Source organism: Patescibacteria group bacterium, from assembly GCA_041667185.1.
Classification (GTDB): Bacteria; Patescibacteriota; Patescibacteriia; order SG8-24; family SG8-24; genus JBAYFM01.
On the sequence record JBAYFM010000009.1, the window covers coordinates 14,403 to 30,750 of the forward strand.

Here is a 16,348-nt window from a genome sequence, read left to right on the forward strand (position 1 = left end):
ATACGCTAAAATATGATCTCATAAACTCCAGACGCAAGTCTGGAGTTTTTCTTTTGGCACCACAAAAAATACGGAAAAAACGCTCCCGCACTTCAGCACTCCAGCACTCCTCCACTTCCACCCCCCACCCCCTTGTATTTCCGTGCAGGTGGCGTAAATATACAAGCGGACATTGCTCTTTCAAAACGAGGTGCCAAATGGCTTCTCCCATCAAAGTCGGCTTGCTGCTGCATTTCTACCAACCCTGGTGGCAGTTTCCGCACGTACTTTCGAAGATCGTGGACGAATGTTATCGCCCGATCTTCAGCTGGCTCGATCATCAGCCGCGTTTCGCCCTGAGCGCCAACATCAACTGGTCGCTTCTGGAACTGCTCCGGCGCCACGGCCACGACGACATCATCGCCCTCATGCGACGCTGCGTCAGCGAAGGTAAGATCGAACTCTTCGGAACCGCGGCCCATCATCCGATCATGCCGCTCATCTCGGAAACCGAAGCGGCCCGCCAGATCGAACGCGACCATCAAGGCAAGAACTCGGTCGGACTGCCCCAAAGTTCCTGCGGCGGTTTCTACCTGCCGGAATACGCCTACTCCCGCGACGTCGTGCCGCCGCTCCGCGATGCCGGCTACGTCTACACGATCGCCGACGACGCCGCTTACGCCGCCCAACACGCTTCGGTCCCCTTCGACCACGTGCCCCGGGTCGGCGGCCTCGGCATCTTCCTGCGCTCGCGGCAGTGGGGCAACGCCCTGGCCCACGGCCAGTACGACTTCGATCGGCTGAACAAGGACTTCACCCGCGATATCGGTCGCTGGTTCGCCGGCCGTCTCGGCTATGTCGTTCTCGCCACTGACGCCGAAACTTTCGGCCACCACCACAAGAAGCTGATTGACTGGCTCCTCAAGCCGATGGTCGAGAACTGGACCGGTCCCCGCTCGCCGGCGGAGATCCTGCCCTTCGAACGCCTCTGGACGATGTTCGGCCACGGCTCGCCGGATTCCGTCGTGCCGCCGAGCAGCTGGTCGACCGAGCCCCGCGACTTCGTCACCGGCAACCACTTCCCGCTCTGGAAGTCGCCGGACAACATCTACCATCAGGCGCTCTGGAAGCTCGTGGACATCGCCCGCCGCTTCGGAGCCGTTGCCGAACTCGACAACGACGTCCAGAAGGCGCTGTCCAGCTGCTGCTGGTGGCAAGTCTCCGGCCGCCCGTACTTCAATCCGCAGCTGATGATGTACGGAGCCCGCAAAGCGCTCGAGATCATCGATCGCTCCGCGGACGACAAGGCCAGACAAGAAGGCCACAAGGCTTTCGAACATCTCGTGAACCTGCCGGGCATCAACCGGTAGCGGACAACTTCAAAACCCCTCCAACCGGAGGGGTTTTATTTTTATCCCGCCGCCGGAGCCGACTAATGACCGGCCAAGCGGATCTGTTCCACGACCGCCAGCAATTCCGACGGCGCGTAATGTTGTTCCGACACCTCGTGATCGGCGAGTTCTCCAATCTTCCGCGTGAGCACCGCGGCGCGCGCCGCCCGATGGGCTGCTTCAGGGCCGGCGACGACGATCTCCTCGTCCGCGACCTCAGCGCCGGGATCAGCGAACCGGATCAGGAACCCGTGGGACAGGAGCGCAATCGCCACCATCTCTTTCCAGGGCGAAGTCAGGCCCGTGACCGCGACGCGGCCGCGCGTCGGCGGAAAAGACTTGTTCTCCAAAGCCAACTCGATCTTACGCAGATTGGTCGTCGAACCAGCCTCCTTGTAGAACGTCAGCAGGGCGGCCAGGCATTCCTTGGGGATATCGCACAGCCGGACCCGCAGCGGTTCGCTCACCGGCAGGCTGGGCGGATAATGCAGGTGGTGTTCATGAATGAGCGCCGCGACCGTCTCGCGCTGTTTGGCCGGAACGCCCTCGTGGTCGCGGAGCCGCTCCACCTCGCGAGCCAGACCGCGATCGCCGGTGGCAAGCACCGCGTCGAGTTCGCTCGCGCCGGATTCGTCGCCCATCTTCAGAAGCGCGATCGCCGCCGCCAGACGGATGACGGCCGAAGCCGAATTCAGCGCCTCCTGGAGCAGTGCTTGCTGATCGCGCAGCCGCAGATGGCCCACGAGATACAGGCCCTGGCGATACGCCGCCGCATCCTCGGGCTTGGCCAGAAGCTCAACGATCGTGTCAGACAAGGCCTGGCGCTCCCAGGTGAACTGCCACAGCGCGGCGACCGCCTGGGCGCGCAGGTCAGGCTCAGCGCTCGCAAGGAACGGCCTGACGAAATCAATGACCGCCGGATCATGGAAAAGGCGCAGCGAACGCAGGGCGCTGTGCGCCAGCTCCGGCGAGCCGCTCTTCAGGGAATCAATGATGAGCGGAATGATGTTCGGATCGCGCAGGGCCACGAGCGCGTCAAGAATATCGTTCACGATCTCCGAAACCGCTTCTTGGCGGAAAGCCTCCCGCAGCCTGGCGATGAGCGTATGCCGGGAGAAGCCACTCTCGTAAAGCCGGTCAGAGGCGTATTTGAACGCGGCCGCGGTCCGGATGGCCTCGCGCCGGAGCGCGCGGCGCGGATGATTGAATTGTTTCCCGACGACGCGCAGACAGGACGGATCCTGGATGGCCGCCGCGGTCCGGAGCGCCGCGACGCGGAGCGCGACCGGTTCGGCCTGATCCTGGATGATACTGATGATCGGCGCCAAACAGCCGCCGCTGAGATGCCGGCACTCGGTCAGCGATTCCATCGCCCGGAGCCGGGTCGCATAGTCGCTGCCGCGCAGCCGCGCGATGAGGATCTCCGGATAACGCCGCCGGATATCCATGATCGCGGCGAAACGGATGAGCAACAAGCAGACCGCGATAGCGCTGAGCACCCTGATCGCGAACATGGGTTCGGATTCGGGCACGAACCAGCCGAGGGCAATGAGCAGGAAGCTGCCGGCGAGTCCGCCGACGGTCGCGACCGGACCGTCGAGCCACGACAGGATGGCGTCGCGCTGGCGATCACTCACGCCGCCGAAGATCTGCTGCATGGAGTGGCCCTGAAGCGGATAGACGATGTCGCGCAGGAAATTCACGGCGACGACGACCGGAAAAACCGGCGTCAGGAGCAGCAGGAACGAGCCGAGAAAAGTTATCGCCGGCGAGGTCAGCAGGTTGCCGGTCGCGCCGACGCGCTTGAAAAGCTGGTGCGAGATCAGGTTGATGAAGACGAGCGAGACGACGTTCAGGATGACCATGTAACGCCCGAGGAAAGCGTTGAGTTCCGGCTCCGTCAGGTAGCGGGTGTTGGCGGCCACGGCGAACATGTAACTGAAGATCCTCGTGAACAGCATGGATAGCACGGCCAGGATCGCGAAGATCAGGACGAAGCGCTGCAGGTCGCGGTCGCCGAGACGCGCAAGCCAGCCGCGGCCGCCGCTCGCGCGATCATCCGCGGGCTCCGGCGGCAGCGCCGCGAAAAGCGAGCTCTTTCTGGCGAGTTTCATCTGCCGGAAACTGAACACCAGGCCCAGGCCGAGAAAGAACGACACGATGAGGAACAGCGCGGCTGGCGGCAGGAGTTCGCTGAGTCCGGCGAGGATCGCGCCGGCCGCGATACTGCTCACGGTGTCCACGCTCGAAAGCAACGGCTGGAAACGGCGCATCTGCTCCAGATTGAAAGCTTGCGCTGTCACGACGCCCTGCTTGACCGAGGCGGTGATGACGCCAGCGGAATTCACGACCAGGCCGACGCCTACGAAGACCAGGGCCGCGAGCGGCTCCGAGGTCTTTTCCACGAACCCTTCACCGACTGCCAGGAGGATCGAACCGGCGAACGCAAAAGCGAAAAAAATACTGACCTGGGTGAAAGGACGCAGCTGACGCAGGGGTCCGAGAGCCAGCCACGAACCGATGAAAATGGCCACCGAACTCATGATGAAAAAGATCGGCAGATATTCCACCCCGGCGCGCTTGATGAGGAAGGCCTCGAGAAGCGTCCAGAGGGTCAGGTTGGCGGCGGTGAGAATGAAAGTATTGCCGGCGAAAAGCGTTATCCAGGGCCTTTCAGCGGTCTCGATGCGGAATTGATCGCGGAAACGGAATAGGCGCACAAATCTCGGAGGTCAGGTATTATCCGTGTATTTTAGCATATTTTGAAGGGAGTGCGGGAGTTTGGGAGAGACGGAGTCAGGGAGTGCGGGAGTTTGTGTCGGGTCTCCCCGACTCCAGCACTCCAGCACTTCTGTACTTCTGTACCCCCGCACTCTCCGTTCATCGGATCAGGGAACGACGTGGCGGGGTCAAAAAGAAAAGCGCCGGGCCGCGAGTATGCGGTCCGGTGCTGAGGTGTGGCGATAGCGTCAGATCTTGGAACTGGTGTGGTTTTGTTTGTCTGCGGCCAGGAGCCAGCGGCCAAGATGCCGCCAGATGCCGGAGCGTGCCAGCGTGACCAAGCCGTAGACTAAGCTGACGATCAGGCTGGCGAGCAGACCGTAGACTAGGCCATAGACCAAGCCCGGGACTAAACCGTAGACCAAACCTAGGCCTAGGCCGTAGACCAGACAACTAGCCATACTGGCGAACAGACCGACGAATAAGCCGACGTTCAGGCTGACGATCAGGCCGCAGGCCAGACCGGCGACCAGACCGACGAGTGGTTCGATGAAGATTAGGTCGTAATCCTGGCCGTAGAGCTGGTTGAGGACCTCGGTGATGGGCAGGTTGATGAACAAGCCGCAGAACAGACCGAAGAGTAAGCCAATAATCAGAATGCGTCGAACACGCTCATCTTCGATGAATCGAGAAGTCATCGCCAGCACGATGAGAGCGGCCCAGATGGCCGCCATCGGCACATCCCACCAGCGAGAGATGGCAAAAGGCAACTTCAGCACCCCGCCATCGACGATCGCAGGCACCGAACCGGTGCGCCAGTAGCAGATCGTCCAGACAGCGGCGGCCAGACTCGCGGCCACAAGGGCCAACCTGGAAATCAAGGTCAGTCTTCTCTCTGAAGTCATTTGGCGCTCCTTTGTCATTTGGGAAAGATCGGACAGCGCGAAAGATGCGAGCCATCATTTCTTATCATTACCATGCTATTTGGTCAATCATCAGAGTTCGGGAGTGTGGGAGAGACGGAGTCAGGGAGTTCGGGAGTGTGGGAGAGACGGAGTCAGGGAGTGCTGGAGTTTGTGTCGGGTCTCCCCGACTCCAGCACTCCAGCACTCCAGCACTCTCCGTTCATCGGATACGGAGTCATTACTAAAACCCGGCCTTGCTGCGGCCGGGCTTTCATCTGATTAAGCGACTGACGATCACCGCTAGGAAATCTTCGCGAGCATGGTCTCGAGTTCCGCCGACGCCATCACCACAGCCTCGGCGGCCTTGATGAACTCATACTGCACCTTTTCCTCGTCGCGATTCCTGACCATGGCGTGCAGCACGTTGCCGACCTGATCCGCGGTGAGCCGCCCAATGTCCACCTTGATCTCGCTCTCGGTCTTGCCATACCACGCCTCGTAGATGTGCTGGATCGCGTTCTCGCGCTTCCGAGCGGCCTTGAGGCATTCATCGCAACGCTTGCGATCGGTCCCGATGGTCTCGATCGCTTCTTTGATGAAAGCCACTGCTTCCGACAGCTTACCGAGCATGTCGACGATGTAGTGGTCCGGCGGGACCTCGAATTTCTCCATCCGGAAGACCGCTTTCTTGGACTCATCCATGATGTCGTCGATCCGCTGGGAAAGATTGTCGATGTTGTGCCGGTCGTATTTACCCGTGATGAACGTGCTCCGAACCTTCTCGATGATATCGCGATGCACGTCGTCGGCCCGATTCTCCTCCAGGTCGACGATCTTCGCCGCTTCCAGACTCGGCTGCTCGCAATATTTTTGCGCGGTCTTCAGGCCTTCGAGCACGACGCCGGCCTGCTCCGCGAGCAGTTTCAAGAAATCGATCTGCCTCGGAAAGAATCGCGCCACGGATAGTTTTTTCCAGATCATATGTGCTGTGATCGCACTGATTATTATTCCGATGACATAGGGCCACTGGCCCCGGAAAAGAAGGAGAAAAGTCGCGGAGACGGCGGCCGAAGCCGGTATCGTGACGAGCCAGGCGAAGGCCATGTTCTTCGTGACCTCCCAATGGACGCGCCGGGGATTCTCCGCCGCGCCGGCGCCCATGACGGAGGACGAGATGACCTGCGTGGTCGAGATCGGATACCCGAAGACCGAGGAGAGATAGATGATGGAGGCCGAGGAGAACTGCGAAGTGAAAGAATGGATCGGCTTGATGTCGTAGATCTCCCAGCCCAGCGTGCGGATGATCCGCCAGCCGCCGCACAGGGCGCCGATGGCGATGGCGGTCGAACAAGCGAGCGTGACCCACGCCGGAATATACGCCCCGCCCGCGGCCGGCGCGTGCATGCCCGCGATAGTCAGGACGAAGACGATCACGCCCATGGTCTTCTGCGCGTCGTTGGTCCCGTGCGACAATGCCTGGGTGATGAGCGTCGCGTACTGCGCTTTCCTGAAGAAATTATTCGTCCGCGTGGGGAAAGAGATGATCGAACTCACGAAAATGCCGAAGCGGGTCAGCGTCGAGGAGACGACGAAACCGATCAGAGGCGAAGCGATCAGGATGGCGAAGATGCCCAGGACTTTGATCCAATTCACCGGAGCGAAGCCCCAGCCGACCACGAACGCGCCCAAGAGGCCGCCGATGAGCGCGTGCGACGACGACGAGGGCGTTCCTGTCCGCCAGGTCCACAGGTTCCAGAGTATCGCCCCGAGGAGGGCGGCGATGAGGACGAGCACGCTCGACACGCCTTTGGTCATCAGGTCCGGATCGACGATCCCTTTGCCGAGGGTTTCCGCGACCTTGCTGCCGAGAAAGAAGGCGCCGATGAAATCGAACGTCGCCGCGATGAGCAGGGCGCGGAGAGGCTTGATGGCGTCGGTCTTGATGGCCGTCGCGACCTGGTTGGCGGCATCGTGAAAACCGTTCGTGAAATCGAACAGCAGCGCCAGCAGGACCGCAAAAATGACGACGATAAGCTCAATGCTCATGCGGACAAGTCAGGTGAGTATTACAATTCAGCCTAGAAAATCAAAGGCCGCGTGTCAATTGTTGAATTTCGTTGGTGTCAGGCACCGAAATAAACGGCGCTTTATCGAGGTCTGGTTTCTGATGGTTCGGGATGCCGGGTATTTTGCTTCTTACTCGATCCATTGCGCGCCCGGCAGGGCGCCGCAAGAACGCGCGGCGTACGGCCTGACCTCTGTCGTATATGGATCGCCGCCGTGATCATAGTGCCACGTAACGATCTCGTTTGATGTGCCCGAACCCAGGTTACATCCGCCGACAGTAGGACGCGGGCATGGTCCTGACGCATACATGCCATCTGAACAGTTCAGCTTGGCGTTAGTGAAAGACCAATAAGCCCCGATATATTCGACGCAGGTACTGCCGTAGGCTATAGCGTTGCACGATCCTTTGGCAGATAACCTGAAATGTTCATTGAACGTCGTTTCCTCGCCCGAATCCGGACTAGTCGGCTCGTTGGGATCGATCTCCTCGCCGGAGTCCGGGCTAGTCGGTTCATTAGACAGATCAATCTCCTCGCCGGAGTCCGGACCACTAAGTTCTTGACTGATGTCTACCTCCTCGCCGGAGTCCGGACCTTTTGGTTCGTCAAAAAATAAGATCGCCGCTCCGATGACCGCGACTATTCCGACCGAGACCGCCACGACAACACCCTTGGGCATATAAAATCCGTATAAATTTGTTTCCAAGACTTAGCAAACTGCCACCTCATGGGCAACCTGACCGGGGATGATGGTGGGGCAAGTTATGCGTCGACCGGATATTCTTTTCCGTCTAGCGGTTCAATAGATCAGACAGGGTCAGTTCGTACCAGACCTTGCTGGCGACACGCTCCTGCTGCCGGTCGATCCAGGGCTGCCAGTCCGGGTGGTCGAGCTGTTCGCGGATCTCCGCTGAGACGCTCTCCGGGCCGCTGACGTAGGCCGCGTTGACCTCCTCGAGTTTCCCCGCGGCGCGGAACTGCCGCACCGTGCCGAGCACGTCCGGCGAGAGCATGGTGAGTTCGTAGAGGCGGATGCGCGAATCCGGCAGACGTGCGAGCGCCACGTTCGCGCGCAGGATGAACTGCTCCACCGGCAGGACGGTCGCGACCGCGAACATCCACATGAATAGCACCACCAGGAACTTGAGGATGTTGGCACGCCGGACCGCGAACATCCGCGTGATGAGCCAGACGAACAGCACCGCGCAGAAGATCACGACGTAGGCCGCGAAGACTTTTTCGTAGCTGAATCCGTAATACGTCACGTAGAGGACCATGCGGTGGCCGGCCGACGCGAGCAGCAGCAACGAGGCGGCGGTGAACGCGGTCAGGATGTGCTGCACGGCCGGAATCGTCCGGCGATACGTCAGGAAGAAGATCGCGATGTTGATGACCGACAGGAAGAACAGCTGCCAGAACCCGCTCTTCACGAGATAGACGGTTTCCGCGAAATCGAAGGGCAGGCTTCCGACCCAAAGCTTCTCGAGCTGCACCCCGAGGAACAGCAGGTATAGGAGGAGCGTGCCGCCGAGCACGATACCGGTGACGATAGGGTCGATGGCCTTGAGGTCCTCGATGCGTGTCTCTTCAAAGTGCAGGCTGCGGCCCCACGCCAGGAGTCCGGTAAGCGTCACGGTCGCGAGGAACAGGCCGAAGAGGACGCGGGCCGCGATCGTGGTGTCGAAGAGCGAGCGGAACCAGTCGAGCAGGCGGTCTGTCCGCGCGGCGAACGCCGCGTCGGCCGAGGAGAGCAGTGGAAGGACGATCGTGAGCGCGATCACGAAAAACAGCGCGAGGCCGACGAGGACGCGTTTGGTGGTGCTTTTCCGCATCCCGGCACCCTGGCTGAGGAGCCGCCCGAAGTCATGGAACGCCTGCGGGATGAACGCCACCGCGGACAGGGCGCGCAGCACGATCCGCGAGATCAGCCGCGCATCCCAGGTCAGCCGGCGGCCGCCGGGAATCGTCTCTAATATATAGAAGCCGATAGCGAGCGCTGGCAGGACGAGCATCGTGATCACTTTCAGGAACGGATTGTCATACAGGCAAAAGCTCAGGCACATGAGCCCGACCGGGACGATCCAGTAGAGGTTCTCTTTGAGCGACGCGCCACGCTCGCGCAGGAGCCACAGGAACAGGCTGACTAGCAGGAACAAGTAGACGGCCGCGCTGAGGCCGAGCGCGTCCGGCCCGTGTTCCCAGAAGCCCCAAACGGAACAGACCCAAAAGGCCGAGACCGCGAGGCTGCCGAGTATCTTGATGAGCGAGACGTGCGACAAGCGGGATTCCGGTTCGTGAGTGTGATCCTCCATATGTGGAGCGATTTAAGGGGGAATAGCTTTGCCAGAACATTATAGCGCATCGGCGGGTGAAAAAACGACCCCGACCGTCATTATGAGGAGCGGGCGCGGTGCCTGGCTCCGCGAACCAAACTGCCCGACGCGAGAAGTACGCGCGACTATTCTTGACTGTCCTTGTGATGCCTGACACCGAAACGATAAAGGTTAACCCGCAAATTGCTAATAAAAACAGCCGTCAATCTTGCGACTGGCGGCTGTAGAAGAGACGGCTTGGCGCTTGGCCTGTCATGCTAGCGTACGAAAGGCATCTTTTTTGCGGTTTGCGCCATCAGCGCGGTGATCAGGCCGGGGAAGAGGCGGTACGCGAGATGTATCCATCGAGCGACTGCCGGCAGGATGAGGGGCATATCGCGTTCGATGCCCACGATGATCTGCTTGGCGACCGCCTCCGACGTGGCGATGGGGCCCGGCATATCCTGGACCACCTTCTGTCGGTCGGCAATCGATCTCATCTCGGTAGTTGCCTGAATGTCTGTCGCTACCAGCCCCGGACACACGACGTTCACTTTCACGCCGTACATCGCCGCTTCGATTCGCAGCGAGAGCGAGAGGCCGACGACGCCGAATTTCGCAGCGCTGTACGCGGTAAAAAACGGGGTCGGCAACAGGCCGCCGGCGGAAGAGATGTTGACGATCTGTCCATGCCTCCGCTCACACATCATCTTGTACACCGACTGGAGGCAGAAGATCGTGCCGTACAGATCCACCCCGATTATCTTCTGCCAATCGAGCAGCGAGTACTCGCGCGTGTCGGCGATGAGGCAAATCCCGGCGTTGTTGACCAGGATGTCGATCTCACCGTGCGTCCGTTGGATCTCCGCCATCGTCGTCGCGACGGCGTCGCTGTCGCTGACGTCCAGCACGCAGGTCGTGCAGGCGGGACCGATTTCAGCGGCCGTTTTTGCCAAGACATCAGCTCGACGTCCGGCGATGATGACTCGCGCACCCTTGCTCACGAATTCGCGGGCGAGAGCCTGGCCGATGCCAGTACCTCCGCCGGTGATGAAGACGAGTTGTTCAAGGAACGATTTTTTTGATTTCCCCATTGGAAATCCCCCTTTCGTGGCACAAGATTTGCACAAATATGCGGACTTGTCAAGCCTGCCCCTTTAGCGCCAGGCATTATCAAGAGCCGTCATCGCGACCCCCGGCCCGCGAGCCAGGGGAAGCGATCCTGCGCGGTGCCTGGCACCCCGACGGGTGCCTGCTCCGCGAACCAAACCGCCCGGCGCGAAGAGCGCGCGGGCGGTTATTCTTGATTGTCACTTTGACGCCAGGCGCCGAAATCAGTTCGATTCTTGATCGGCAAACACCACCAGACGCTGGGTATACTGTTTGGCGCGCCGGTCCCACTTCCCGGCGCAGGTGATCAGGTTGAGATGCGCTTTTCCGTCAATTGAAACGAAGACCTCGGTCGCGTCCGCCGAAGCGTCATACATCCGACTCTCGCGGACGACGAAATAAATGATTGAGCCGGTGTCGTCCTGCACCGCGATCTTGTCGCCCGGCTTTAGCCTGCGCAGGCCAGCGAACGCTCCGGTGATGCCACCATACCAGTCAACGTGTCCGGAGATGACCGCGCTCCCCGCTTCTCCCGGGTGCGGACCCGGCTGATACCAGGCGACGTTGCGGGGTTTCCTGGGGATACCCATCGATCCGTCAGCCGCCAGACCGACACTCTCGATCACCGCGTTCACGCCAATGCGGGGTATCTTGATACGCACGGGCGCGCCGATGCTCACTGGCACGGCAGCCGCTCCGCCGAAATCAAGTGTCTTGGCGCTGACAGCCGCCCCAACGCTGGCCCAAGCGGCCGGCATCGCCGGCACATCAGAGACTAGGATATCGCGCCATGTGAGGACGCCAAAGACCGCCAGGACGAGCATGGTCATTCCCAATATCAGAATTTTAGTTCGATTTGGCGCTAACTTACCCATAAAACCTGCTAAAGAAGAAGGGGCCGCACGAGACTCGCGCACCCCTTCTTCGTGGATCCTTCTCAATGATCGGCTACGCGGTCTGTTTTCGCCGAATGACGTAGAGGGCGAGCAAGACCGCGAAGATGCCAACCGCGACGACAGCGATGCTGACCGGACCGAATCCGGTCTTCGGCAGCGCCGGGACGGCCGCGGCCACGACGACGGTGGCGAGAGCGAAGTCCCGCGCCGTCAAGCCGTTGGCGTCACCGGCGGCCGTGACCGTGTTCACCGTGGTCTGAGTGAGGTTCGCCTGGCAGGTATAGGTCCAGGTTTCGGCGGGATCGAGCTTGGAGTCGCCGTTCACGTCGCCGGAAATATACGTCACGACGGCGCACTTATCATCAGTGAGCCGGACGTTGCTCAAAGCGACCGTTCCCGGATTGGTGACCTTCTTGGTATAGGTGACCATTCCCCCGCCGGCCAAAAGCGTCAACGGAGCCGGAGTCTTGGTCACGTGGATGAGCGGCGGCACTATCGGCGTTCCGACGACGACCGTGGCGCTGGCGATATCGGTGGCGCTGATGCCGTTGGCCCAACCAGTCGCGACGACGGTGTTGGTGTGAGTTTGCGCGAGCGTCCAATTGCAGCGGTACACCCACGTCTCGTTCACCTGAAGCTTGGCATCGCTATTGATGTCGCCGGAAACGAGATTGATGGGGCTGCAGGTGTCGCCGACTAGCGTGATGTCGGTCACCGGGACCGTCCCGATGTTGCGGAGCGTGTAGGTGTAGGTCACCGCGCCGGGGCCGGCTGGCAGGGCCAGCGGGCTGGGGACTTTCACCACGTCAATGAGCGGCGGCACGGGCGGAACGACCACCGGCGCGCCGATGTCGTCGTTCGTGACGATACAGAACTTGTTCTGGCCGGATGTGAGGTTCATGCCGCCGTTGTGGTCGCAATCGCCGGAGAAAGCCACGGTGTAGTTCTGATTCCCGGTCTCGGTCACGGTATACACGCCGGAGATCGCGGGGAATGTGTTGGTCACGCCAGAAACGACCGGCGTACCGTTAACGAACAACGAAAAGTCGGAGATAGTATTCGTCCTCCCGTTATCATTGACGACGTGCTTGGTGACGGTGATCGTCGATGGCTGAACGCTGCCCGATGCGGGCGGGACCACGCAGACCGGCTCAGTGATCTGCGAGTTGATCATCGTCACCGCAGCGATATGCGACAAGGCGCGGCCTTTCAGGGTCGCGGAATCCCCGAAAGAGATGAGCGAGGTGTTGGTGATGATGGTTCCTTCCATGTGCGAACCGGCACCGATGGTCATGGAATCCGCGACTGCCCAGAATACGTCGCTTGCGCAAGCGCCGTTGGTCAGGACCATCTGCCCGGTGACCGGGGTCGTGGCTGAACCAAGGAAGACGTAGACACCCGCTCCGTCGAGGGTGAGAGTACCGTTCAGCGTGGTCGCAGCGACGTTATAGACGCCCGGTCCGACCGTGTTTGTCCCGGCGAGATCGAGGATGATGCCGGGGCCCTGAGCCGTGAGCGCGCCATAGGCGTTGCTGATGTCGGTCTGCAGCGCTGCTGGTGTCGGGGCGATGATCGATCCATCAACCTGCGCGGCATCATCAAGGTTGGTGATGCTAGCCAGGAGGTCGGCGCCGACATTGCCCCAGTGATGCGTCGTTCCGACGTTGGAGTTGTTCGTCACACCGGTCTTTCCCCAGGCAGAAAAAGGGGCGGCTGTACCGAGGTTTGGAGCCGTCGCCGCGAAAACAGCGCTAGGCGCGACCAGACCGAGGACCAGGGAAAACACCGCCGCGGCGCCTCCCAAATATGCTTTAGATATTCTCATAGATGTCTCACTACGACTGCCTGGCCCAAGACTTAAACGTCAAAAAGCCGAGCAAATATTTAATAAATTTTTCAACTGACTTTATTATAACATCTTTTCAACGACATGAGCAGTGCGGTCGGCATCTCTTTCCCCGCCACAGCCTCTTTATCCGCATCGTCCTATTTCACGATCGCCGGTTTTTGCGGCGCACCGATGATTTTTTGGACCCGTTCAATGAATTCTTCGTTGGTGACGCCCTTCTGTAAATAATCCAGCACCCCCAATTCTTTGACCGCCTTCTGAGCTTCAATGCTGAGATCCTCGCTCGTGAGCAGGATGATCGGGATGCTTGCGACCACGGGATCAGCATCGCTTTTGAGCCTGTCAGCCGTTTCCATGCCGTCCATTACGGGCATGTTTAGATCGAGCAGGATCAGGTCCGGATGCAGCCTCCTGGCCATTTCGCGGCCGTCATTGCCGTCTTTCGCATACAGAACCTCAAAACCGGCTCTGGCGAGCAATGATCCAAAAAGCCTGCGGGTCATGGAATCATCATCGACGACTAGGATATGCTTGACCGTGGGTTTTTCCATAGCGCGTATCTTTAAGATCAAGGATCAGACCTTGGGCAGGGTGAAATAGAATGTCGCCCCCTCGCCGACCTTGCCTTCGGCCCAGGCCGTGCCGCCATGCCGCTCGATGATGCGCTTGATATTGGCCAGTCCCACGCCCGTACCCTCAAACTCGTCAATGCTGTGGAGCCGTTGGAATACGTTGAAGAGCTTATTGACGTCTTTCATGTCAAATCCGACGCCGTTGTCTTTGACGTAATAGGTTATCTTGTCAGTCTCGATCCTACTGCCGACCTCGATCACCGCTTTTTCCCGCGGCCCGGTGTATTTGATGGCGTTGGAAAGCAGGTTGGTCCAAACCAGACGAAGCGTGGACTTATCGGCCCGGGAGTCCGGCAATTTCTGGATGTTGCATTCGATCTGGCGGTCCGGAGCGGCCTTTTTCAACTCCTCGAACACCTCTTCGGCCATCGCGCCCATGGCAACGTACTCCTTCTTTATTTCCTGCTGTCCCAGGCGAGAAAATGTCAGAAGATCGTCAATCAGCTTTCGCATCTGCGCGGAACTTGCCCGGATGTTCGCGACGATCTGCTTCCCGTTATCATCGAGCTTCGCCGCGTAATCTTCGAGGAGCATTTGCGCATAACCGTCGATAACCCGCAACGGCGCCCGGAGGTCATGGGAAGCCGAACCGCTGAACGCCTCCATTTCCTTGCTAGTCGATGCGATCACGTCAATCTTTTCCTTCGCCCGGGTGTTGTCGCGCATGACGCCAGTCACCCCCAAGACGTTGCCCTTGTCGTCTTTATACACCGACGCATTGTAAAGGACATCAACAAGGTTGCCGCTTTGCGACCGGATCGTCAGAGGATAGTCGGCGATCGATCCTTGTTTGAAAACCAGTTCATAACCCTCGCGGGCCTTTTGGGGCTCAGTGAAATAATCGGGGAAATTGGTTCCGACAAGCTTCTCGCGCAACACCCCAGTAGCCCTGATCGCCGCCTCGTTCATGTCCATTATCTTGCCGTTGGCGCTGACCGTGAACAAAGGGTCGAGGCTGGCCTCGATCAGACTGCGGGCGTACCGCGATAATTTTTTAGTTTCGGTCACGTCGCGCGCCGTGGCAAAGATGCCGCGCACCACGCCCAACGCGTCCTTATACACCGAAGCGTTGAACGACACATCAGTGATCGTTCCTGAGGCATTGTGTATGGAAAGCGGATAATCTCTCACTTGTCCTTGTTTGAGAACCTTCCGATAACTGTCGCGCGCCTTGCTGGGCTCCGTGAAGTAGGTGGAAAAATCAGAATCAATAAGCCACTCCCGGGTGACGCCGGTGACCCCTTCGGTGGCCAGATTCACGCCGGTGATCTTTCCATCCGGACTGATGATAAAGAGCGGATCAAGACTGGCCTCGATCAGACTGCGGGCGTAGGCGGAAGTCTCATGCAGCTTCTCCTCCACTTTTTTCCGATCGGTGATATCGCGCAGGGCGGCGATCGCTCCGAAAACATTACCCTTATCATCTTTATAGACGGAGGCGTTGTATAGGACGTCAGTGAGCCGTCCTGAAACATGACGGAGTACCAGCGGATATTCCCGGATGAATCCTTCCCTGAAGACCTGCTGATGTCCCTGAAGCGCCTCCGCAGGATCAGTGAAATAACTGGCAAAATCGCTCCCGATGAGTTTTTCCCGGGGTACGCCAGTGATGCTCACTTTCGCCTCATTCACGTCAGTGATCTTCCCATCCGGGCTGACCGTAACCATCGGATCAAGACCCGCCTCGATGACGCTGCGGGCGTAAAACAGCGCCTGCTTGGACGCGGTAACGTCGCGAGCGACAGCCGAGACTCCGAGCACGTTTCCTGCTTCATCCTTGTAGACCGAGGCGTTAAAGAATACGTCGATGACTTTGCCGGTTTTTTGGCGAATGGTGAGCGGATAGTCGATGACGGCTCCTTCTTTAAAGACCAACTGGTATCCTTCGCGGGCTTTTTCCGCGTCAGTAAAATAACTGAAAAAGTCGGAGCCGATGATCTTTTCACGGACAACGCCGGTCATTTTTACCGTTGCCTCATTAACGTCGGTGATCTTTCCTTCCGGACTGATGGCCAGCAAAGGATCAAGACTGGCTTCGATCAGGCTGCGGGTGTAGAGCGCGGTTTGACCAGACCCGACGGCCGCGGCGGCATCACCAACCTTGTCGGCGCCGTTGGGGGAGACTTCTTTCCCGTTCTTTGGATCTTTGATTGTGGCCATAGGAACTTTATTGCTATTGAACCGAATATCGGCTAGTTGTCTTGAACGCCGTGGTCGTTGATCTTTTTTCGCTGACAGACACGATGATCAGTCAACAAATCGTCCTCGCGGGCTTAAAGCCCGTGCCGCCTGACGCAAAATCATCCTAAAAAGAACCGATTGTATAATTATACAACAAAATGAGCCTTTAAGACACTTGGTTCGAAAAATATTTTTTTAGGGGGGCGAGTCGCGGTAGTCCCATGGGGATTCCTGCTCCCCTGGCGGCGCTGGAAAAGTTCTCATGTGCGCCGCCTCCTCCGGTTTTGCTCGCGTATAATTTGTGAT

11 protein-coding genes are annotated in these 16,348 nt (G+C 59.2%); 1 reads left to right on the top strand and 10 read right to left on the bottom strand.

Translation table 11 applies throughout. The features are described from left to right. The first annotated feature begins 197 nt into the window (after window positions 1-197). Window positions 198-1,349, top strand: coding sequence for a hypothetical protein (locus WCT10_03860; protein MFA6603945.1), 1,152 nt, complete (start codon window positions 198-200; stop codon window positions 1,347-1,349). A 62-nt stretch (window positions 1,350-1,411) separates the two neighbouring features. Here the strand turns inward: WCT10_03860 and WCT10_03865 are convergent, their stop codons facing one another. The 10 genes from WCT10_03865 to WCT10_03910 form a co-directional block, all read right to left on the bottom strand. Beyond that, a complete protein-coding gene (locus WCT10_03865; protein ID MFA6603946.1) occupies window positions 1,412-4,090 on the bottom strand; it encodes a hypothetical protein in 2,679 nt (892 codons plus the stop codon). Window positions 4,091-4,339: 249 nt separating this feature from the next. After that, window positions 4,340-4,996, bottom strand: a complete 657-nt coding sequence (locus WCT10_03870) for a hypothetical protein (protein MFA6603947.1) — start codon at window positions 4,994-4,996, stop codon at window positions 4,340-4,342. A 300-nt stretch (window positions 4,997-5,296) separates the two neighbouring features. Beyond that, window positions 5,297-7,042, bottom strand: a complete 1,746-nt coding sequence (locus tag WCT10_03875; GenBank protein MFA6603948.1) for a DUF47 family protein — start codon at window positions 7,040-7,042, stop codon at window positions 5,297-5,299. A gap of 150 nt (window positions 7,043-7,192) precedes the next feature. Next, window positions 7,193-7,741, bottom strand: a complete 549-nt coding sequence (locus WCT10_03880; GenBank protein ID MFA6603949.1) for a hypothetical protein — start codon at window positions 7,739-7,741, stop codon at window positions 7,193-7,195. A gap of 112 nt (window positions 7,742-7,853) precedes the next feature. Further along, complete coding sequence (locus WCT10_03885; GenBank protein ID MFA6603950.1) at window positions 7,854-9,374, bottom strand: DUF4153 domain-containing protein; 1,521 nt, start codon at window positions 9,372-9,374, stop codon at window positions 7,854-7,856. 278 nt (window positions 9,375-9,652) lie between these two features. Further along, entirely contained in the window at window positions 9,653-10,468 is an 816-nt protein-coding gene (locus tag WCT10_03890; protein ID MFA6603951.1) for an SDR family oxidoreductase, read from the bottom strand. A 240-nt stretch (window positions 10,469-10,708) separates the two neighbouring features. Beyond that, on the bottom strand, window positions 10,709-11,314 hold the full coding sequence (locus tag WCT10_03895) for a class F sortase (protein ID MFA6603952.1): 606 nt from the start codon (window positions 11,312-11,314) through the stop codon (window positions 10,709-10,711). A 118-nt stretch (window positions 11,315-11,432) separates the two neighbouring features. Beyond that, a complete protein-coding gene (locus WCT10_03900) occupies window positions 11,433-13,205 on the bottom strand; it encodes an ice-binding family protein (GenBank protein MFA6603953.1) in 1,773 nt (590 codons plus the stop codon). Between the two features lie 161 nt (window positions 13,206-13,366). Beyond that, window positions 13,367-13,780, bottom strand: coding sequence for a response regulator (locus tag WCT10_03905; protein MFA6603954.1), 414 nt, complete (start codon window positions 13,778-13,780; stop codon window positions 13,367-13,369). A 24-nt stretch (window positions 13,781-13,804) separates the two neighbouring features. Then, window positions 13,805-16,021: a PAS domain S-box protein gene (locus WCT10_03910; GenBank protein MFA6603955.1), complete on the bottom strand. Its 2,217-nt coding sequence runs from the start codon at window positions 16,019-16,021 to the stop codon at window positions 13,805-13,807. Window positions 16,022-16,348 lie beyond the last annotated feature (327 nt).